Here is a 20,763-nt window from a genome sequence, read left to right as displayed (position 1 = left end):
GTTAGTGCGGTAGGAGCCGGTTCGCTGGCGATGAGCGCAAAGCGCTCAGCCATTCAGCGCTTCTGGGTCAAGGCGCGACGTTCGAACTCGACGATGCGCTGACGGTAATGCTCGATGGTCTGGGCGGTCAGCACACTACGCTGGTCATCCTTCAGTTCGCCATTGAGCTCTTGTGACAATTTGCGAGCGGCAGCGACCATCACGTCGAACGCCTGCTTCGGATGACGCGGACCTGGCAGACCGAGGAAGAAGCTCACCGCCGGGGTGGTGAAGTGGTCGATATCGTCGAGATCGAACACACCCGGCTTCACCGCGTTGGCCATGGAAAACAGCACTTCGCCGTTACCGGCCATGCTTTCGTGACGATGGAAAATGTCCATCTCGCCGAAACGCAGACCGCTTTCCAGAATGTTCTGCAACAACGCCGGGCCTTTGAAACCGTTGGTGTCGCGGCTGATCACGCTGATCACCAACACTTCTTCCGCCGCTGGTTGTTCCTTTTCCTGACGCGCCGCTGGCTTGTTGCCCACCTCTGGGAAGTCATCGTCGCGGCTGCTGAAGCTCGGACCTTCATCCAGGTCCAGGTTCAGGTTCAAATCGCCCTGGCTCGGCTCGCCGCCACGCTTGCCGCGCTTGGACGGCTTCTCGCGGCCCTCGCGCGCAGGCATGCTCACGGACGGCAGGTCATGCTCGTCCAGCTCAGGTTCCTTATGGGTGTCCAGCACACGGGCCGGGCCCAGCAATTCGGCGCTGGTATCCTCGTCCGGCAGGTTCGACAGGCTCCGGTCCAAACGGAACTTGAGCTTGCCCTTGCCACCGCGCATCCGGCGCCAGCCATCAAAAAGAATACCGGCAATGACTATGATGCCGATGACGATCAGCCACTCGCGCAGACCGATTTCCATGTAATCCCGTGCCTCTAAATAAATGGTTCTATGAAGAAAGGGCTGAAAACCCTTTAAAGCGTGGCGCCAACTCTATGTTCTGACAGGCCTTTTTTCCCACGCACAAGAAAACTTGACATTAAATTAACACGACACAAGGAAACTTTACACCGTCTGTCGTACAGGCTTGCATTTATAAGTCCCCAAGGATCAGTGCTAGTTCCCACAACGCCCAAGGAAATCCCCTTACGCCTCGAATATCTTTGCCTCAACGGCGGACGATTCAGGCGTCCACCAGGGCCATGGCCTCCTCCACATCCACCGCCACCAGCCGCGAGCAACCCGGCTCGTGCATGGTCACGCCCATCAGTTGATCGGCCATTTCCATGGCGATCTTGTTGTGGGTGATATAGATGAACTGCACCGTTTGTGACATCTCTTTGACAAGTCGGGCATACCGTCCAACGTTAGCGTCATCCAGCGGCGCGTCAACTTCGTCGAGCATACAAAACGGTGCCGGATTCAATTTGAAGATGGCAAACACCAGCGCCAGGGCAGTCAGGGCCTTTTCGCCGCCGGAGAGCAAATGGATGGTGCTGTTCTTCTTGCCCGGGGGCCGCGCCATGATGGTGACCCCGGTGTCGAGCAGATCCTCGCCGGTGAGTTCCAGGTAAGCGCTGCCGCCGCCGAACACTTTTGGAAACAAAGCTTGTATGCCGGCGTTGATCTGATCGAAGGTGTCCTTGAAGCGATTGCGGGTTTCCTTGTCGATCTTGCGAATAACGTTTTCCAGGGTATCGAGGGCTTCCACCAGGTCGGCGTTCTGGGCATCCAGATAACGTTTACGCTCGGATTGTTGCTGGTATTCGTCGATGGCCGCGAGGTTGATCGCGCCCAAGCGCTGGATGCGCGCGGCGATGCGCTCGAGCTCTTCCTCGGCGTCCTTCTCGCTGGCCTCGGCCGTCAAGGTAGCGAGCACGCCGTGCAGGTCGTAGCCGTCTTCCAGCAACTGGTCCTGCAAGGTCTTGCGTCGTACGTTGAGGGCCTGCCATTCCATGCGCTGATGTTCGAGCTGGCCACGAATCAGCTGTGACTGCTGCTCGGCCTGGGTACGGCGCTTTTCTGCATCACGCAGCTCGCGATCGGCGTCTTCCAGGGCGATCTGTGCGGTCTTGAGTTCGACGTCGACACTCAGGCGCTTGTCGAGCAGTTCTTCGAGCTTGAGGCGCAGCTCTTCCAGCGGCGCCTCGCCCTCCTCCAGGTTCAGGCTCAGTTGCTCGCGTTTTTCGCTCAGGCGCTCGGACTGCAGTTCCAGGCGCTCCAGAGCCTGGCGGGTGGAGTCGTGCTGGGCCTTGAGGGAGCCGAGGCGTACCGCCAGTTGATGAGCATGGTCCTTATGCTGGCGAGCTTCCTGGCGAACCCGGTCGAGGCGTTCGCGCAGGCTGTCGCGCTGGGCCAGCAGCAGCTCGCGCTGCTCGGTGTCGACGGCCATGGTGTCGAGGGCCTCCTGCAGTTGCAGGCGGGCCTCGCCGACTTCTTCGTGTTCCTGGGCCCGCTGCTCGCCCAGTTCACCCTGTTCTTCATCGAGACGGGTGCGACGCAGTTGCAACTGCTCGGCCTTGGCCTTGCTGGCGGACAGCTTGGCCTTGAGCTCGCCCTGCTGGCGGGCTTCGTCCTGCAACAGGCGACGCAGGTGTTCGCGCCCGGTTTCCTGCTGGCGCTGGGTGGCGCGCAAGGTTTGCAAACGGGTTTCGAGGCTGGCCAGGGTTTCTTCGCGCTCTTCACGCTCCAGGCCCAGTCGCTGGATTTCCTGGCCACGGGCGAGCACACCGCTCTCGGCCTCGCTGGCCCGACGGACCCGCAGGAAATGCCGTCCAACCCAGAATCCGTCGCGGCTGATCAGGCTTTCCCCGGCGGCCAACTGGCCGCGCAGGGACAAGGCCTGCTCAAGGCTTTCAACCGGCTTGACCTGGCCCAGCCACGGCGACAGATCGATATCCGCCTCGACCTTCTCCAGCAGGCTGCCCGGCACCCGGGTGCCGTCCGGCGCTGGGCTGAGCAGGCGCAGGTCGCCCTGCTGGAAACCGCCCAGGTCGAGACCGGCGAAATCATCCACCAGCACGGCCTGCAAGTCGGCGCCGAGCACGGTTTCCACCGCCAGCTCCCAGCCCGCCTCGACCTTCAAACCTTCGGCCAGGCGCGGACGCTGCGCCAGCTGCTGCTCACGCAACCACTCGGCCGTGCCGGTGCCCGGATCGAGCGCCGCCTGCTGCAAGGCTTCGAGGGAGGCCAGGCGGCCGTTGAGGCGCTGCAAGTCGCCCTGGGCCTGCTGCTGATCCTGCGTGGCCTGCTGCAAATCCTGGCGCAGTTGTTCCAGACGCTCGACCTGGCCCTCTTCGCTGGCCTGCAGATCTTCCAGGGTCTGCTCGCTCTCGGCCAACTGCTCGCTGAGTTCGAGGATCGCCGCGTCTTCCGGGTCGGCCGAGAGCAAGGCGCGCTCTTCGGCCAGACGCCGTTGGCGCTCGGCCAGACGCTCCATGCTGGTTTCCAGCTGCTGGATGCGCGACTGCTGGACTTCGGCCTGGCGCCGCGGCTCGGCCGAGCTCAGGTTGAAGTTGTCCCACTGCTCCTGCCAGCCGTGCATGGTGGTTTCCGACTCTTCCAGCGCGGCGGCGGCTTCTTCGGCCGCGGCGCTGGTCACTTCCTGCTCGGGTTCGAGCATGGCCAGCTCTTCACCGAGGGTCGCCAGCAAGGTGCGGTCGTGGCCCAGGTGCGATTCGGTTTCCAGACGGGCGCGCTCGGCTTCACGCAAGTCGTCCTGCAACTGACGCAGACGCTGCTGGCCGTGCTGGATGCTCTGTTCGACCCGGGCGATATCGCCGCCGACCGAATAGAAGCGCCCCTGCACCAGATTGAAGCGTTCCGACAGTTCATGGTGCCCGTCGCGCAGGCGTTCGATGCTGGCATCGGCGTTGCGCTGCTCGGCCACCAGGGCTTCGAAGCTGATTTCCTGATTGCCGATAATCGCTTCGCGCTGGCCGACCTGTTCGTTCAGCGCCTGCCAGCGCAGGGCCGACAGTTGGGCCTTGAGCTGACGCTCCTCGCCCTTGTATTCCTGATACTTCTCGGCGGCCTGGGCCTGGCGGTGCAGGCGCTCGAGCTGGCGCTCCAACTCTTCGCGCAGGTCGGTCAGGCGCGCCAGGTTTTCATGGGTGCGGCGAATGCGGTTTTCGGTCTCGCGACGGCGCTCCTTGTACTTGGAGATGCCCGCCGCTTCCTCGATGAAATTGCGCAGGTCCTCGGGCTTGGCTTCGATCAGCTTGGAGATCATCCCCTGCTCGATGATCGAATAGCTGCGCGGGCCCAGGCCGGTGCCGAGAAAGATATCGGTAATGTCCCGGCGTCGGCATTTGGTGCCGTTGAGGAAGTAGCTGTTCTGGCTGTCGCGGGTGACCTTGCGGCGGATGGAGATTTCCGCATAGGCGGCGTATTCGCCGACCAGGGTGCCGTCGGAGTTGTCGAACACCAGTTCGATGCTCGCCTGGCTCACCGGCTTGCGGCTGGTGGAGCCGTTGAAGATGACGTCGGTCATCGACTCGCCGCGCAGGTTCTTCGCCGAGCTCTCGCCCATCACCCAGCGGACGGCGTCGATGATGTTCGACTTGCCGCAACCGTTGGGACCGACCACCGCCGCCATGTTACTGGGGAAGTTCACCGTGGTCGGGTCGACGAAGGATTTGAACCCCGCCAACTTGATGCACTTGAGCCGCACGCTTAGTCGACCGCCAGGGCAGACAGGACGATGTCGCAGCTACGCTGGGCGTAGTTGGCCAGGACCGTGCGGATCAGCGGCAGGTCGCGAGCCATGACGGCGGCCAGCAGTTGCGCGAACAGATTCAGGTATTCGCTCATTTCCGCCTTGCGCCGCTCCAGCGCCAGGTAATAGGCGCGGCTCATGGCCGGCTGCAGGTTCTCGACGGTTTCCTGCAGGTACGGGTTGTCGGCGAACGGAAAGGCCGCGCGCATCACGTTGAAGCTGTCTTCGACGAAGGTGCGGATATCCGCGTGCTCGAAGCTGGTGCTCAGGCGCTGCTGCAATTGCAGGAACGGCGCGAGGTCGGCCTGTTCCTTCCAGCGTTGAGCCACGGCATTGCCCAGCAGGATGTACAACTCGCTCATCAGGGTGCACAGGCTCTGCACCTTGTGGGCGGTGAGCTCGGTGACATGGGCGCCACGCCTGGGCAGGATGGCAATCAGATGGCGGCGCTCGAGAATCAGCAGCGCTTCACGTACGGAGCCACGGCTGACATTGAGCGCCAGCGTGACCTTCTGTTCCTGGATGCGCTCCCCGGGTTTGAGATCGCCGCGAATGATGCGTTCGGCGAGGTGGTGAGCAATTTGCTCGGCGAGGCTGTCCGGCGCCTTGAACGTCATGGTTTTCCTTCAAAATCTTCGATCAGTGCAAGCGGCGCAGTGTAGCGCACTTGATACCGGGTGGCGCAGGGCTCCAAAGGCGGAATTTGGCACGAATCCCGCAATTATTTCAGCAGCTAGACTGGGATAAAGCGCTCTACATCTTCAATCGCGAGATTTTCCTGACCCTTAGGTCAGATATTTGTTGACCGAAAAGTCAGATATCACTAGATTCTGCCCATCGGTCAACAACAATAATGAGTCTGCGAGGCCTTCCGTGATCCAGTTTTTACTCAACCAGGAACTCCGTCGCGAGCACGCCCTGGACCCGAATCTGACGGTGCTCGAGTATTTGCGCGAGCATCTGGGCAAGCCCGGCACCAAGGAAGGCTGCGCCAGCGGCGACTGCGGCGCCTGCACCGTGGTGGTCGGCGAGTTGCATTGCGACGATTCGGGTCATGATCAGATTCGCTATCGCAGCCTCAATTCCTGCCTGACCTTTGTCTCGTCCTTGCATGGCAAGCAGTTGATCAGCGTCGAAGACCTCAAGCACCAAGGCCAACTGCACAGCGTGCAACAAGCCATGGTCGATTGCCATGGCTCGCAGTGCGGCTTCTGCACGCCGGGCTTCGTGATGTCACTGTTCGCCCTGCAAAAGAACAGCGATGCCCCCGACAGCCACAAGGCCCATGAAGCCCTGGCCGGCAACCTCTGCCGCTGCACCGGCTACCGGCCGATCCTCGCCGCCGCCGAGCGCGCCTGCTGCAACAAGCCGGCCGACCAGTTCGATGCCCGAGAAGCCGAAACCATCGCCCGCCTCAAGGCCATCGCCCCCACCGAAACCGCCGAACTGAACAGCGGCGACAAGCGCTGCCTGGTGCCCTTGACGGTCGCCGACCTGGCCGCGCTCTACGACTCCTATCCGCAAGCCCGCCTGCTGGCCGGTGGTACCGACCTGGCCCTGGAAGTCACCCAGTTCCACCGCACCTTGCCGGTGATGATCTATGTCGGCAACGTGGCCGAACTCAAGCGCATCGAGACCTTCGACGAGCACCTGGAAATCGGTGCCGCCACTCCACTCTCCGATTGCTATGCGGCGCTCAAGGCCGAGTACCCGGACTTCGGCGAACTGCTGCAACGCTTCGCCTCCCTGCAGATCCGCAACCAGGGCACCCTGGGCGGCAATATCGGCAACGCCTCGCCCATCGGTGACTCGCCACCGCTGCTGATTGCACTGAACGCGCAACTGCGGCTGCGCAAGGGCGACAGCACTCGCACCCTGGCGCTGGAAGACTATTTCATCGATTACCGGGTCACCGCGCGCCAGGACAGCGAATTCATCGAAAGCATCATTGTACCCAGGGCCAATGCCGCGTGGCAGTTCCGCGCCTACAAGGTTTCCAAGCGCCTGGACGACGATATTTCGGCAGTCTGTGCAGCCTTCAACCTGCGCCTGGAAAACGGCATCGTGGCCGAGGCGCGGATCGCTTTCGGCGGCATGGCGGCGATCCCCAAGCGGGCCCGCGCCTGCGAACGCGCCCTGGTCGGCCAGCCCTGGAACCAGGACAACCTGGAACGTGCCTGCGCGGCGCTGGGAGAGGATTTCACTCCGCTGTCGGACTTCCGCGCCAGCAAGGAATATCGCCTGCTCAGTGCCCGCAATCTGTTGCGCAAGTACTTTATCGAGCTGCAAACACCGCACATCGAAACTCGGGTGACCGCTTATGTCTAACCCTCATGCCGTGGAAAAAACCCAGGCCGAGATGGCCGAACTGTTCGCCCGGGACCTGAGCACCGGCGTCGGTCGCAGCGTCAAGCACGACAGCGCCGACAAGCACGTGGCCGGCGAGGCGGTGTATATCGACGACCGCCTGGAGTTCCCCAACCAGTTGCACGTCTACGCACGGATGTCCGACCGCGCCCATGCGCGCATCCTCAGCATCGACACCGCGCCGTGCTACGCCTTCGAGGGTGTGCGCATCGCCATTACCCATGAAGACATTCCCGGCCTCAAGGACATCGGCCCGCTACTGCCGGGCGACCCGTTGCTGGCCATCGATATCGTCGAGTTCGTCGGCCAGCCGGTGCTGGCCGTGGCCGCCCGCGACCTGGATACCGCACGCCAGGCGGCCATGGCCGCGGTGATCGAATACGAAGACCTGGAGCCGGTGCTGGATGTGGTCGAGGCCTTGCGCAAACGCCATTTCGTGCTCGACAGCCATACCCACAAGCGCGGTGATTCGGCCGCCGCCCTGGCCAGCGCCGAACAGCGTATCCAGGGCAACCTGCATATCGGCGGGCAGGAACACTTCTACCTGGAAACCCAGATTTCCTCGGTGATGCCCACCGAAGACGGTGGCATGATTGTCTATTGCTCGACCCAGAACCCCACCGAAGTGCAGAAGCTGGTGGCCGAAGTGCTGGACGTGTCGATGAACAAGATTGTGGTCGACATGCGGCGCATGGGCGGCGGTTTCGGCGGCAAGGAAACCCAGGCCGCCAGCCCTGCCTGCCTCTGTGCGGTGGTGGCGCGCCTGACCGGGCAACCGACCAAGATGCGCCTGCCCCGGGTCGAAGACATGCTGATGACCGGCAAGCGCCACCCCTTCTATATCGAGTACGACGTCGGCTTCGACAGCAGCGGGCGCCTGCACGGGATCAACCTGGAACTGGCGGGCAACTGCGGCTGTTCGCCGGACCTCTCGGCGTCGATTGTCGACCGGGCGATGTTCCACGCAGACAACGCCTATTACCTGGGCGACGTCACCGTCAATGGTCATCGTTGCAAGACCAACACCGCTTCCAACACCGCCTATCGTGGCTTCGGCGGCCCCCAGGGCATGGTCGCCATCGAAGAGGTGATGGACAGCATCGCCCGGCACCTGGGCCTCGATCCGCTGGCGGTGCGCAAGGCCAACTACTACGGCAAGACCGAGCGCAACGTCACCCATTACTACCAGACCGTCGAGCACAATATGCTCGAGGAAATGACCGCCGAACTGGAGGCCAGCAGCCAGTACGCCGAACGGCGGGAAACCATTCGCCGCTACAACGCCCACAGCCCGGTGCTGAAAAAAGGCCTGGCGCTGACACCGGTGAAATTCGGTATCTCGTTTACCGCCAGCTTCCTCAACCAGGCCGGGGCGCTGGTGCACGTCTACACCGACGGCAGCATCCACCTGAACCATGGCGGTACGGAGATGGGCCAGGGCTTGAACACCAAGGTCGCGCAGGTGGTGGCCGAGGTGTTCCAGGTGGAAATCGACCGGGTGCAGATCACTGCCACCAACACCGACAAGGTGCCCAATACCTCGCCTACCGCCGCCTCCAGTGGTGCCGACCTGAACGGCAAGGCGGCGCAGAACGCCGCCGAGATCATCAAGCAGCGGTTGGTGGAGTTTGCCGCGCGGCACTACAAGGTCAGCGACGCGGACGTGGAATTCCGCAATGGCCATGTGCGGGTGCGCGACCAGATCCTGACGTTCGAGACGCTGATCCAGCAGGCGTATTTCGCCCAGGTGTCGCTGTCGAGCACCGGCTTCTACAAGACGCCGAAGATCTATTACGACCGCAGCCAGGCCCGGGGTCGGCCGTTCTATTACTTCGCCTATGGCGCGGCCTGCGCCGAAGTGATTGTCGATACCCTGACCGGCGAGTACAAGATGCTGCGCACCGACATCCTGCATGATGTCGGCGCCTCCCTGAACCCGGCCATCGATATCGGCCAGGTGGAAGGCGGCTTTGTCCAGGGCATGGGCTGGCTGACCATGGAAGAACTGGTGTGGAACGCCAAGGGCAAGTTGATGACCAACGGCCCGGCCAGCTACAAGATCCCGGCGGTGGCCGACATGCCGCTGGACCTGCGGGTCAAGCTGGTGGAGAACCGCAAGAACCCGGAGGACACGGTGTTCCATTCCAAGGCCGTGGGCGAGCCGCCGTTCATGCTCGGGATTGCCGTGTGGTGCGCGCTCAAGGATGCGGTGGCGAGCCTGGCGGATTATCGGGTTCAGCCGAAGATCGATGCGCCGGCGACGCCGGAGCGGGTGTTGTGGGGCTGCGAGCAGATGCGTCAGGTCAAGGCGGAGCAGGCCGCGGTTGCCGAACAGACGACAGAGAGGTGTCTATGAACTACTGGATCAGCGCCCTCGCCGACCTGCAGAACCAGGGTGAACCCTGCGTGCTGGTGACCATTATCGAAGAGCTCGGCTCGACACCGCGCAATGCCGGTTCGAAAATGGTCGTCAGTGCGGCCAGCACCTTCGATACCATCGGCGGTGGTCATCTGGAATACAAGGCCATGCAGATCGCCCGCGATATGCTCGCTCGCGGCCAGCAGACGACCCACCTGGAGCGCTTCAGCCTGGGCGCCAGCCTCGGCCAGTGCTGCGGCGGTGCCACGGTGCTGCTGTTCGAGCCCATGGGCCAGGTCCAGGCAGAGATCGCGGTGTTCGGTGCCGGCCATGTCGGCCGCGCCCTGGTGCCCTTGCTCGCCAGCCTGCCCTGCCGGGTACGCTGGATCGATTCCCGTGAGCAGGAGTTTCCGGCACAGCTTCCCAGCGGCGTGCGCAAGATCGTCAGCGAGGAACCGGTGGATGAAATCGACAACCTGCCCGTGGGCAGCTATTGCATCGTCATGACCCATAATCACCCGCTCGATCTGGAACTCACCGCCGCGATCCTCAAGCGCAACGACTTCGCCTATTTCGGCCTGATCGGCTCGAAGACCAAACGGGTGAAGTTCGAACACCGCCTGCGCGAGCGCGGCTTCGACGCCAGTGTGCTGCAACGCATGCGCTGTCCGTTGGGGTTGGCCGAAGTCAAAGGCAAGTTGCCTGTGGAAATCGCCATCTCCATCGCCGGCGAGATCATCGCCACCTATAACGCGAATTTCGGCCAGCACACCGCGAGCGCCGAACCTATTGCCAAACTGCTGCCGGCTTCGCGCCGCAGCCAGGCCACACACTGAGAAAGACCATGCCTTCGACCCGTACAGCCTACCGCGCCGCCCTCCTGCACAGCCTCGCCGATCCGGCCGAGGTTGGCATCGAGGCCTCCTATGAATATTTCGAAGACGGCCTGCTGGTGGTCGAGAACGGCCGCATCATCGCCCTCGGCGCTGCCAGCGATCTGCTGCCGAGCCTGCCCGCCGACGTTGAAGTCATCCACCATGTTGACGCGCTGATCACCCCGGGTTTTATCGACACCCATATCCACCTGCCGCAAACCGGCATGGTCGGCGCCTATGGCGAACAACTGCTGGATTGGCTGAACACCTACACCTTCCCCTGCGAAAGCCAGTTCGCCGACCGGGCCCATGCCGAAGAAGTCGCGGATATCTTTATCAAGGAACTGCTGCGCAACGGCACCACCACGGCCCTGGTCTTTGGCAGCGTGCACCCGCAATCGGTGGATGCCTTCTTCGAGGTCGCCGAGCAGCTCGACCTGCGGATGATCGCCGGCAAGGTGATGATGGACCGCAATGCACCGGACTATCTGACGGACACCGCCGAATCCGGCTATCTGGAGAGCAAGGCGCTGATCGAGCGCTGGCATGGCAAGGGTCGCCTGCACTATGCGGTGACGCCGCGTTTTGCGCCGACTTCGACGCCGGAGCAATTGACCCTGGCCGGCCAACTGCTGGGGGAATACCCGGACCTGTACATGCAGACCCACATCAGTGAAAACCTGCAGGAAGTGCAATGGGTCAAGGAGCTGTTTCCGGAGCGCAAGGGCTATCTGGACGTCTACGACCACTACCAATTGCTCGGCGAGCGCTCGGTGTTCGCCCACGGTGTGCACCTGTGTGACGATGAGTGTGCACGCCTGGCGCAGACCGGCTCGGCGGTGGCGTTCTGTCCGACGTCGAACTTCTTCCTCGGCAGCGGTTTGTTCAACCTGCCGATGGCGGAGAAGCACAAGTTGAATGTCGGCGTGGGCACGGACGTGGGCGGCGGCACCAGCTTCTCGATCCTGCACACCCTGAACGAGGCCTACAAGGTGATGCAACTGCAAGGGGCGCGGTTGAGCCCGTTCAAATCGCTGTACCTGGCGACCCTCGGCGGCGCCCGGGCACTGCGCCTGGAAGACAAGATCGGCAGCCTGCAACCGGGCAGCGATGCGGACTTCCTGGTGCTGGATTATCACGCCACGCCACTGCTCAGTTATCGCCTGAAACAGGCCAGCAACATTGCCGAGATCTTGTTCGTGCTGATGACCCTGGGGGATGACCGGACGGTGAAGCAGACTTACGCGGCGGGGAATCTGGTGCACCAGCGCTGAGCGCACCCAGTCTCATCGACAACACATAACCTGTAGGAGCAGGGCTTGCCCGCGAAGCTTTTAGCGCTCTCAAGGCCGCCTTCGCGGGCAAGCCCTGCTCCTACAAGGTCCGTATCGGTACGCTGTATTGTGGCAAGGCAGAACTGGGCAATAGCCTACAGTTTTGCCCCGGACCGCCCCGGCTTCTTCGCCAGCAACAGGTGCGAGAACACCGCATGCAGGTCATCCGACGCGCTCTCCTCATCGAGGTTGAGCTTGCTGTCGATATGGTCCATGTGGTGCATCATCAGATCCACCGCCAGCACCGCATCCCGGGCCTCGATGGCATCGATCAACTGGGTGTGTTCATCATAGGAACAGTGGGAGCGATTACCGCTTTCGTACTGGGCGATGATCAACGAAGTCTGCGACACCAGGCTGCGCTGAAAGCTGATCAGCGGAGCATTCTTCGCCGCTTCCGCCAGCTTGAGGTGGAACTCGCCGGAAAGACGGATTCCCGCCCCACGATCACCACGGGAAAAACTGTCGCGCTCGTCGTTGACCATCTGCCGCAACAGCGCCAATTCCTCGGCCGTGGCGTGCAGGACCGCCAGTTCGGTAATCGCCTTCTCCACCATGCGCCGGGCCAGGAACACCTGGCGGGCTTCCTCGACACTCGGGCTGGCCACCACCGCGCCACGGTTCGGGCGCAACAACACCACGCCTTCATGGGCCAGGCGCGACAAGGCGCGACGAATGATGGTGCGACTGACCCCGAAAATTTCCCCCAGCGCTTCTTCGCTCAATTTGGTCCCGGGTGCCAGCCGTTGTTCGAGAATGGCCTCGAAGATATGCGCGTAGACGATATCGTCCTGGGTCCCGGTGCGGCCAGCCTTGCCGGCACGCGGTTGTTTCTTGAGGGGCTGCAACTGTTCGTTCATGGGCACTCGGATCGGAGACGGCGGCGAATGGACCCCGACTGGCGAACGGCACAGCGGGTCACTGACAAGTAGCGCGTAAAAGCATGGCACATTGTACACAAAGCCGGGTGCCAACACGACTGTACGGCTGTTTGCCGCGCCGGCTGTATTGCAATCAGCCCTCACCTTTACGTTTAGTCTACCCGGACTGTTACTGCTTGTTTCCCCAGCACAAGGAATGCCGTCCCATGACCGACCTCACCCAGGCACGCCTGCGCCCATTGGCCGACACTTCACCCTCCGCCGTGGTCGCCGGTTTTATCGCGATGATGACCGGCTACACCAGCTCCCTGGTGTTGATGTTCCAGGCCGGGCAGGCCGCGGGACTGACCACCGGGCAGATCTCCTCGTGGATCTGGGCGCTGTCGATCGGCATGGCGATTTGCAGCATCGGCCTGTCCCTGCGTTATCGCACGCCGATCACCATCGCCTGGTCGACGCCCGGCGCGGCGCTGTTGATCACCAGCCTGTCCGGGGTGACCTACGGCGAGGCCATCGGTGCCTACATCACCTGCGCAGTGCTGGTGACGATTTGCGGCCTGACCGGCAGTTTCGAGAAGCTGGTCAAGCGCCTGCCCTCGTCACTGGCGGCGGCGCTGCTGGCGGGCATCCTGTTCAAGATCGGCAGCGAGATCTTCGTTGCCGCGCAGCATCGCACCGGGCTGGTGCTGGGGATGTTCTTCAGCTACCTGATCGTCAAGCGCCTGTCGCCACGCTATGCCGTGCTCGCCGCCCTGCTGGTCGGCACCGCTCTCTCGGGAATGTTCGGGTTGCTGGACTTCAGCGGTTTCCACCTGGAGGTGGCGACGCCGGTGTGGACCACGCCATCGTTCTCCCTGGCGGCGACCATCAGCATCGGCATTCCGCTGTTCGTGGTGGCCATGACCTCGCAGAACATGCCCGGCATCGCCGTGCTGCGCGCCGACGGTTACAACGTGCCGGCCTCGCCCTTGATCAGCGTGACCGGGATCGCCTCGCTGCTGCTGGCGCCTTTCGGCTCCCACGGGATCAACCTGGCGGCCATCAGCGCGGCCATCTGCACCGGGCCCCATGCCCATGAGGACAAGAACAAGCGCTACACGGCCGCCGTCTGGTGCGGGATTTTCTACGGGATTGCCGGGACCTTCGGCGCGACACTGGCGGCACTGTTCGCCGCGCTGCCCAAGGAACTGGTGCTGTCGATCGCGGCATTGGCGCTGTTCGGTTCGATCATGAATGGTTTGAACCTGGCCATGACCGAGCCCAAGGAGCGGGAAGCGGCGCTGATCACCTTTATGGTGACGGCGTCGGGGTTCACGCTGTTTTCGGTGGGTTCGGCGTTCTGGGGGATCGTGGCGGGGGTACTGACGTTGCTGATCCTCAACTGGCGCAAGGCCTGAGAATCACATACAACCTGTGGCGAACGGGATTGCCCGCTCGCCACGCTGCCATCAGATCCGGAAATGCCCGACCATCCCCTTCAACTCCATCCCCAACTGTGCCAGCTCGATGCTTGACGCCGCGTTGCCCTGCATCGCCAGCGCCGACTGATCGGCACTGGCGCGGATACTGGTCACGCTGCGGTTGATCTCTTCGGCCACCGAACTCTGCTCCTCGGCCGCCGCCGCAATCTGCTGGTTCATCTGCTGGATCAGCGACACCGCCGCGGCAATGCTGCCCAGCGCACTCTCGGTCTGCAACGCATCGCTGACCGCCAGCTTGACCAACTCACCACTGCTCTGGATCTGATGTACCGAGGCCTGCGCCGCCGTGCGCAAGGCACTGACCAGGCGCTCGATCTCTTCGGTGGACTGCTGGGTACGTTTGGCCAGGGCCCTTACTTCATCGGCCACCACGGCAAAACCACGGCCCTGCTCACCTGCCCGGGCCGCCTCGATGGCCGCGTTGAGGGCCAGCAGGTTGGTCTGCTCGGCCACGCTCTTGATCACTCCGAGCACCGTACCGATATTCTGGATTTCCGCACTGAGGCTTTCGATGCTCAGGCTCGCGGAACTGGCCGAATCCGCCAGTTGCTCGATCCGCTGCATGCTCTGGCGCACCACCTGCTGTCCACTGTCGACCTTGTCGTCGGCGGTCTGCGCCGCCTGGGCGGCCTCTTCGGCATTGCGTGCGACATCGTGCACCGTGGCCGTCATCTGGTTCATCGCGGTGGCGACCTGCTCGGTTTCTTCCTTCTGGCTGCTGACTTCCAGGTTGGTCTGTTCGGTGACCGCCGACAACGAATGCGCCGAAGTCGCCAGTTGTTCGATCCCCGCCTGCAGGCCGCTGACAATACCGCTCAAGCCCGCGCCCATCTGCTGCATGGCCTGCATCAGTTGACCAATTTCGTCGCGACGCCTGACCTCCACCTTACCGGTCAGGTCACCGGCGGCAATCTGCTGGGCCACCAGGATGACACTGCGTAACGGCGCGACAATCAGACGGGTAATCACCAGTGCCGCCACCAGCCCGACCAGCAAGGCCAGGGCCGATGAGCCAATGATAAGGAGCGCGTTCTTCTTCAGCTCGGCCTGCATCGACTGGTCTTCGGCGGCGTAGGCCTGGTTGACCCGCTCCACCACCTGGGCCGCGCGCTCATGCAACTGCTGGTAAACCTTTTTTTCCTGCTCCAGCAGGCCGGTGTATTCGGTGAGCTTGTCACCGAAGCTGGCGATATGGCCACTGACCTCGGTCAGCACCGTCTGATAGCCCGGGTCCTTGACTGCGGTCTTGAGCGCCTCCACCTGGGCCAGGGCCTGGTCGGCCTGCTCGATCTTGCCTTTGTTCTGATTCTCTTCATCGCCTTTGCGGCTCTGGTCGAGGCGCACGCGGGCCTCGTTCATCGCCTGCAACATCAACTGCGAGACATGGCTGACCTGGCCGGCCTGCTCGACAAACTCCTTGCCGTCCTTGCCCTGGGAATCCTTGAGGGCATAGGTGCCATCATCGGACAAACCGGCCTGGAGCACGTCAAGGTTGTTGGCCACGCTGGACACCGACCAACTGGCCATTTCCAGCGCCAGGTCCTTGGTCTGGGTCAACTCGACGAACTCGTCGAACGCCTTGCGGTAGGCACCCAGTGCCTGCTCGACATCGGTCATGACCGGTACGTTGGCCGCCGATTGCGCCTTGAGGACCTGCGCCTGCGCCAGCAGCCCGTCGACGCCCTGGTGCAGGGCATCGACGGTCTTGGGGTCCGAATGCAGCGCATATTCCTGCTCGAGCAAACGCACCCGCAGCAACTGGCTGTTGAGCGAAGACATCTGCTTGAGCCCATCGAAGCGCAAGCTGATGGTTTGCAAGGACCAGACACCGATCGCCGCCACCAGGCCGGTCAGCAACAATACCAGGGCAAACCCGATACCCAATTTCTTGGCCATACCGAGATTGGCGAAACGTCCTTGCACGGCAGAAATCATGGCGCTTAATCCCCGATTAGAATGCTGAAGGTGCACACGCCCATTCAAGATTCATGCAGATTCGCAATCGGGACGGGTAAAGCACAAGCCTTTGGCGCCGGAATAATGGCCAAAAGCTACATCCGCGTCGCTTTCAGGATGGTCGAGGTCGATTCGGCGCCCCCCAGCAGACGGAAGAACTTCTGCGCGCGCAGGTCCGAAGCATAGGCCACATTTATCCTCAGCCAGTCACTGCTTTTACCCTGCGGCATAAAGGCATCGCCCGGGGCCAGCAGCACCCCCAGCTTGCGCGCCCGGGCCAGGACTTGCGCCAGAGGATAGCCCGGGCTGCGGGCCCAGATGAACATGCCGCCGGCAGGCTCGGTGAACACCTCCCAGCCCGCCCGCTCCAAGGTGTCCAGGGTGGTGACCCGCTCCACGCTCAGGCGCTGGCGCAGTCGCTGCACCAACTTGCGATAGGTGCCATTGGCCAGCAGCATGGCGACCACACACTCGGCAAAGCGCGAGGCGCCGAGGCTGGTGATCATCTTCACTTGCGCCAGGCGCTGGATCAGTTCGCCCCGGGCGCGGACGAATCCGACCCGCAACGAACTGCTCAGGGTTTTCGAAAAGCCACCGACGTAGATCACCCGCTGGGCGCCATCCAGGGCGGCCAGTTGTACGCCGGGCCCGTTTTGCAAATCGCTGTAGATAGCGTCTTCGACGATCAGGAAGTCATGGGTCTGGGCCAGCTGCAACAACTGCGTGGCCACCGCCAGGGTCAGGCTGGTCCCGGTCGGGTTGTGGTAGAGGCTGTTGATGAACAGGCAGCGCGGACGGTACTGCTGCAACAGCCTGGATAACTGCTCCATGTCCGGCCCGGACTGCGTGCGCTCCACCTCCAGCAGCTTGACCCCCTGCAGCGCCAGCAATTTGTACAGGTTGGCGTAGCCCGGTGTTTCCACCAGGACGCAGTCACCCGGCTTGAGCAACTGACGCACCAGCAGATCCAGCGCCTGGGTGACACCATGGGTCGTCAGTATCTGCTCGGGGGCGCAGGCAATGCCCTTTTGCGCCAGGCGCTTCTGGATCTGTTGACGCAAGGCCAACAGCCCCTGGGGCGTGCTGTAGCTGAACATCCCATGCATCTGCGTACGACTGACCTGGCGAATCGCATAGGCGATGTCATCGCTCTCGCGCCAGCTTTCGGGTACCCAGCCGCAGCCCAGCTTCAACTCGCCCAGGGGATGTTCGCTGAAGGCGCCCCACTCCGCTTCCAGGCCTTCGTACCACTGCGGCTCGCCGTTGTCTCCGGCATCACCATGGGCATCAGAGACAATAAAGGCCGAGCCGTTGCGCGGTGTCAGCACGCCCTGCGCCACCAGGCGCTGGCAGGCTTCAAGGACATTCGCCTGGCTGAGGGAGTTGTCCTTGGCCAGCTGCCGAACCGATGGCAGGCGAGTCCCGGGGCCTGCGCGCTGGCAACGAATCCACTCGACCACGGCGTTGACGATTTGCTGCACGACGGGGACCAGCGCCTGCCGATCAATTTCCAAATCCATTCTGTTTGACGCTCCAACCCATTGTTATTTCTCGTTAAACAGTTAAACACAAAAGCCCGGGGGTCTTGCTTGCACAAAAAGCCTCTCGCCCCCGCCTTGTAAGGCCCGCCCGCCGGGCCCTGAAGACACCGACTGACGCGTGCGGGCGAATGTACCGACCGGATTTCCAACACCGGCGGACATAAAAAAACCCGCCATTAGGCGGGTTCCTTGCAAAAGGGCTACGAACCGGGGCGAAGCGAGCGACAGCTCAAATCGCGGTGGCTCCGCCGTCCACGGCCAGGGCATGACCGGTGGTGAAAGCGGCACCGTCACTGCACAGATAAAGCACCGCGCTGGCGATCTCCTCGACCTTGCCGATGCGCCCGACCGGATGCATGGCCGCGGCAAATTCAGCCTTCTTCGGATCAGCCTCATAGGCGCGACGGAACATATCGGTATCGATCACCGCCGGGCAGACGGCATTGACGCGGATTTTCTTCTTCGCGTACTCGATGGCCGCCGACTTGGTCAGGCCGATGACGGCGTGCTTGGAAGCCGCGTAGATACTCATCTTCGGCGCCGCGCCCAGGCCGGCTACCGAGGCGGTGTTGACGATGGCACCACCACCCTGGGCCAGCATCAGCGGCAACTGGTACTTCATGCACAGCCAGACGCCTTTGACATTGACGCCCATGATCGCATCGAACTCGTCCAGGGTACCGTCGGCCAGTCGGCCTTTCTCGATCTCGATACCGGCATTGTTGAAGGCGTAGTCCACCCGTCCGTAGGCGTTCACAGCCTGGGCCATGAGGTTTTGCACATCGGCTTCCTGGGTGACATTGCAACGCACGAACACGGCATCGCCGCCCGCGGCGCGGATCAGCTCGACCGTGCCCTCACCGCCGGTAACGTCGAGGTCGGCAACGACCACCTTCAGGCCTTCGGCGGCAAACGCCTGGGCGGTCGCACGGCCAATGCCGGCCGCTGCGCCGGTCACCAGGGCTACCTGGCCGGAAAACGTCATGCTCATGGGTATGTCCTCAATGCAATACGAAAGGGCTGCTGTGCTCTCAGTCTAGCCAGCGCGGCAACCGTCGCGGCAGCACTATCAGAAGCCCGGTTAATAGCTTATGCGTTGCAGTGATAAGGTTATGGGGACTTTCATCATTGAAGTGGATCACGCCCTATTCGCCTTGCCTGCAAAACTTGCTGTCTGCGCGATGAGGGTCTATCAACAAGACTTCATTGATCTTCGAGTGCCTGCCATGACCACCCAGAACAATCGCCAATTCCTGCTGGCCAAGCGCCCGGTCGGCCCTGCGACCCGCGAGACCTTCACCTACCAGCAAGTGCCGGTGGGCGAACCGGGAGCGGGCCAGATCCTGGTCAAGAACGAATACCTGTCCCTGGACCCGGCCATGCGCGGCTGGATGAACGAGGGCAAGTCCTACATCCCGCCGGTGGGCATTGGCGAGGTGATGCGCGCCTTGGGCGTCGGAAAAGTCGTGGCGTCCAACCACCCCGGCTTTGCCGTCGGCGACCATGTCAACGGTGCCCTGGGAGTACAGGACTATTTCCTCGGTGAGCCGAAGGGCTTCTACAAGGTCGACCCGACACTGGCGCCGCTGCCGCGCTACCTGTCCGCCCTGGGCATGACCGGCATGACCGCCTACTTCGCCCTGCTGGATGTCGGTGCGCCGAAAGACGGCGAAACCGTGGTGATCTCCGGTGCGGCCGGCGCGGTCGGCAGCATTGCCGGGCAGATTGCCAAGCTCAAGGGTTGCCGAGTGGTGGGGATTGCCGGCGGTGCCGAGAAGTGCCAGTTCCTGATCGACGAACTGGGCTTCGATGGGGCCATCGACTACAAGAGCGAGGACGTTGGCGCCGGCCTGAAACGTGAATGTCCGAAAGGCGTCGACGTGTATTTCGACAACGTCGGGGGCGACATTCTCGACGCGGTGCTGACCCGCCTGAACTTCAAGGCGCGCGTGGTGATCTGCGGTGCCATCAGCCAGTACAACAACAAGGAAGCGGTGAAAGGCCCGGCCAATTATCTGGCGCTGCTGGTCAATCGCGCGCGCATGGAAGGCTTCGTGGTGATGGACTACGCCAGTCGCTTCGCCGCGGCCGGACAGGAAATGGCCGGCTGGATCGCCAAGGGCCAGCTCAAGAGCAAGGAAGATATCGTCGAAGGCCTGGAGACCTTTCCGGAAACGCTGATGAAGCTGTTCAGCGGGGAGAATTTCGGCAAGTTGGTGCTGAAGGTCTGAGCCGACGTTTTTTCAGGTAACTCTTGTCTCGGGCAATCGACTATCGACCGATTGCCCGCGACAAGCCCGCCACCCAATCAGGCCAGTTCGGCCACTACCGCCGCCAGCGCCTGGGCCGGATCGGCCGCCTGGCTGATCGGGCGACCGATGACCAGGTAATCGGAACCGGCATCCAGGGCCTGACGAGGGGTCAGGATACGACGCTGATCGTCCTGGGCACTGCCCGCCGGACGAATCCCCGGGGTCACCAACTGCAAGCCCGGATGAGCACTCTTGAGCGCCGTGGCTTCCAGGGCCGAGCACACCAGGCCATCCATCCCGGCCTTTTCCGCCAACGCCGCCAGACGCAACACCTGCACCTGCGGATCGACATCCAGGCCGATACCGGCCAGGTCCTCGCGCTCCATGCTGGTCAGCACGGTCACGCCGATCAACAACGGCTGCGGGCCGCTGCGCTGGTCCAGCACCTCACGGCACGCCGCCATCATGCGCAGGCCGCCGGAGCAATGCACGTTGACCATCCACACGCCCATCTCCGCCGCCGCCTTGACCGCCATGGCCGTAGTGTTGGGAATATCGTGGAATTTCAGGTCGAGGAACACCTCGAAGCCCTTGTCACGCAGGGTGCCGACAATTTCCGCCGCGCAACTGGTGAACAGCTCCTTGCCGACCTTGACCCGGCACAGCTTCGGGTCCAGTTGATCGGCCAGCTTCAGGGCGGCGTCACGGGAGGGGAAATCCAGGGCGACGATGATAGGCGTCTGGCAGGCGGACATGGGCGGGCTCTCTGGCAAGTCGAAATCGGCGCGCATTGTAGCGGAACCCGGGGCGTATCGGGACCCGGTGATCGGTAAATCTAGTCCCGATGCGCCATAAATGCCCGAGCTCGCACCAAAGCAAGTCGAAACCCAGGCGAACATCGGCGAAACGTCCTCGATACGACAGCTTTTCGCAGATAACGACGCGATCCTGGCGGCTGGCACGTCCACTGCAATCCCCTGAGCCGAGCAATAAACAAACCGTTCAGGGAGAAACGT

14 protein-coding genes and 1 pseudogene are annotated in these 20,763 nt (G+C 62.6%); 6 read left to right on the top strand and 9 right to left on the bottom strand.

Going from position 1 to position 20,763, the window contains the following annotated elements; genetic code table 11:
* Nucleotides 1-53: 53 nt before the first annotated feature.
* From zipA to CWE01_RS03530, 3 genes are all read right to left on the bottom strand, one after another.
* Nucleotides 54-905 carry a cell division protein ZipA gene (gene zipA, locus CWE01_RS03540; RefSeq protein ID WP_100939128.1) on the bottom strand — a complete coding sequence of 284 codons (852 nt, stop codon included), beginning with the start codon at nt 903-905 and terminating at the stop codon, nt 54-56.
* A 262-nt stretch (nt 906-1,167) separates the two neighbouring features.
* A complete protein-coding gene (gene smc, locus CWE01_RS03535; RefSeq protein WP_100939127.1) occupies nt 1,168-4,656 on the bottom strand; it encodes a chromosome segregation protein SMC in 3,489 nt (1,162 codons plus the stop codon).
* A 2-nt stretch (nt 4,657-4,658) separates the two neighbouring features.
* The gene (locus CWE01_RS03530) at nt 4,659-5,318 is read right to left on the bottom strand and encodes a GntR family transcriptional regulator (RefSeq protein WP_100939126.1); all 660 of its coding nucleotides are present in this window, start codon (nt 5,316-5,318) and stop codon (nt 4,659-4,661) included.
* A gap of 256 nt (nt 5,319-5,574) precedes the next feature.
* On the opposite strand from CWE01_RS03530, the gene xdhA reads away from it, so the two are divergent.
* Genes xdhA through guaD form a run of 4 tightly spaced genes read left to right on the top strand, consistent with a single transcriptional unit; the run spans nt 5,575 to nt 11,576 of the window.
* Nucleotides 5,575-7,029, top strand: a complete 1,455-nt coding sequence (gene xdhA, locus CWE01_RS03525; RefSeq protein WP_100939125.1) for a xanthine dehydrogenase small subunit — start codon at nt 5,575-5,577, stop codon at nt 7,027-7,029.
* A complete protein-coding gene (gene xdhB / locus CWE01_RS03520; protein ID WP_100939124.1) occupies nt 7,022-9,424 on the top strand; it encodes a xanthine dehydrogenase molybdopterin binding subunit in 2,403 nt (800 codons plus the stop codon). Before xdhA ends, xdhB begins: the two co-directional genes overlap by 8 nt.
* Complete coding sequence (gene xdhC, locus CWE01_RS03515; RefSeq protein WP_100939123.1) at nt 9,421-10,263, top strand: xanthine dehydrogenase accessory protein XdhC; 843 nt, start codon at nt 9,421-9,423, stop codon at nt 10,261-10,263. Before xdhB ends, xdhC begins: the two co-directional genes overlap by 4 nt.
* Nucleotides 10,264-10,271: 8 nt before the next feature.
* On the top strand, nt 10,272-11,576 hold the full coding sequence (guaD, locus tag CWE01_RS03510) for a guanine deaminase (protein ID WP_100939122.1): 1,305 nt from the start codon (nt 10,272-10,274) through the stop codon (nt 11,574-11,576).
* 155 nt (nt 11,577-11,731) lie between these two features.
* Here the strand turns inward: guaD and CWE01_RS03505 are convergent, their stop codons facing one another.
* Complete coding sequence (locus CWE01_RS03505; RefSeq protein ID WP_100939121.1) at nt 11,732-12,496, bottom strand: GntR family transcriptional regulator; 765 nt, start codon at nt 12,494-12,496, stop codon at nt 11,732-11,734.
* A 227-nt stretch (nt 12,497-12,723) separates the two neighbouring features.
* On the opposite strand from CWE01_RS03505, the gene CWE01_RS03500 reads away from it, so the two are divergent.
* Nucleotides 12,724-13,914 carry a benzoate/H(+) symporter BenE family transporter gene (locus tag CWE01_RS03500; protein ID WP_100939120.1) on the top strand — a complete coding sequence of 397 codons (1,191 nt, stop codon included), beginning with the start codon at nt 12,724-12,726 and terminating at the stop codon, nt 13,912-13,914.
* A gap of 51 nt (nt 13,915-13,965) precedes the next feature.
* Here the strand turns inward: CWE01_RS03500 and CWE01_RS34145 are convergent, their stop codons facing one another.
* From CWE01_RS34145 to CWE01_RS03485, 4 genes and pseudogenes are all read right to left on the bottom strand, one after another.
* Nucleotides 13,966-14,670 carry a methyl-accepting chemotaxis protein gene (locus CWE01_RS34145; RefSeq protein ID WP_371315603.1) on the bottom strand — a complete coding sequence of 235 codons (705 nt, stop codon included), beginning with the start codon at nt 14,668-14,670 and terminating at the stop codon, nt 13,966-13,968.
* Nucleotides 14,671-14,874: 204 nt separating this feature from the next.
* A pseudogene (locus CWE01_RS34140) lies at nt 14,875-15,051 on the bottom strand (HAMP domain-containing protein); the annotation flags it as partial.
* 998 nt (nt 15,052-16,049) lie between these two features.
* Nucleotides 16,050-17,474, bottom strand: a complete 1,425-nt coding sequence (locus tag CWE01_RS03490; protein WP_100939118.1) for a PLP-dependent aminotransferase family protein — start codon at nt 17,472-17,474, stop codon at nt 16,050-16,052.
* A 250-nt stretch (nt 17,475-17,724) separates the two neighbouring features.
* Nucleotides 17,725-18,486, bottom strand: a complete 762-nt coding sequence (locus tag CWE01_RS03485) for an SDR family oxidoreductase (protein WP_100939117.1) — start codon at nt 18,484-18,486, stop codon at nt 17,725-17,727.
* Nucleotides 18,487-18,721: 235 nt separating this feature from the next.
* Here CWE01_RS03485 and CWE01_RS03480 point away from each other — a divergent pair, with 235 nt between their 5' ends.
* Complete coding sequence (locus CWE01_RS03480; protein WP_100939116.1) at nt 18,722-19,726, top strand: NADP-dependent oxidoreductase; 1,005 nt, start codon at nt 18,722-18,724, stop codon at nt 19,724-19,726.
* Nucleotides 19,727-19,803: 77 nt separating this feature from the next.
* Here CWE01_RS03480 and pyrF read toward each other — a convergent pair whose 3' ends face one another.
* A complete protein-coding gene (pyrF, locus tag CWE01_RS03475; protein WP_177145861.1) occupies nt 19,804-20,502 on the bottom strand; it encodes an orotidine-5'-phosphate decarboxylase in 699 nt (232 codons plus the stop codon).
* Between the last annotated feature and the right edge of the window lie 261 nt (nt 20,503-20,763).

Source organism: Pseudomonas sp. QS1027 (genome assembly GCF_002814235.1).
Classification (GTDB): Bacteria; Pseudomonadota; Gammaproteobacteria; order Pseudomonadales; family Pseudomonadaceae; genus Aquipseudomonas.
This window is presented reverse-complemented; position numbering and strand designations above follow the sequence as displayed.

Coding starts and splice junctions, on each gene's coding strand:
- CWE01_RS03530 (WP_100939126.1), bottom strand. CDS start 5,318: ATGACGTTCAAGGCGCCGGACAGCCTCGCCGAGCAAATTGCTCACCAC.
- xdhB (WP_100939124.1), top strand. CDS start 7,022: ATGTCTAACCCTCATGCCGTGGAAAAAACCCAGGCCGAGATGGCCGAA.
- CWE01_RS03500 (WP_100939120.1), top strand. CDS start 12,724: ATGACCGACCTCACCCAGGCACGCCTGCGCCCATTGGCCGACACTTCA.
- xdhC (WP_100939123.1), top strand. CDS start 9,421: ATGAACTACTGGATCAGCGCCCTCGCCGACCTGCAGAACCAGGGTGAA.
- zipA (WP_100939128.1), bottom strand. CDS start 905: ATGGAAATCGGTCTGCGCGAGTGGCTGATCGTCATCGGCATCATAGTC.
- CWE01_RS34145 (WP_371315603.1), bottom strand. CDS start 14,670: ATGACGGCCACGGTGCACGATGTCGCACGCAATGCCGAAGAGGCCGCC.
- CWE01_RS03505 (WP_100939121.1), bottom strand. CDS start 12,496: ATGAACGAACAGTTGCAGCCCCTCAAGAAACAACCGCGTGCCGGCAAG.
- pyrF (WP_177145861.1), bottom strand. CDS start 20,502: ATGTCCGCCTGCCAGACGCCTATCATCGTCGCCCTGGATTTCCCCTCC.
- guaD (WP_100939122.1), top strand. CDS start 10,272: ATGCCTTCGACCCGTACAGCCTACCGCGCCGCCCTCCTGCACAGCCTC.
- CWE01_RS03485 (WP_100939117.1), bottom strand. CDS start 18,486: ATGAGCATGACGTTTTCCGGCCAGGTAGCCCTGGTGACCGGCGCAGCG.
- CWE01_RS03480 (WP_100939116.1), top strand. CDS start 18,722: ATGACCACCCAGAACAATCGCCAATTCCTGCTGGCCAAGCGCCCGGTC.
- CWE01_RS03490 (WP_100939118.1), bottom strand. CDS start 17,474: ATGGATTTGGAAATTGATCGGCAGGCGCTGGTCCCCGTCGTGCAGCAA.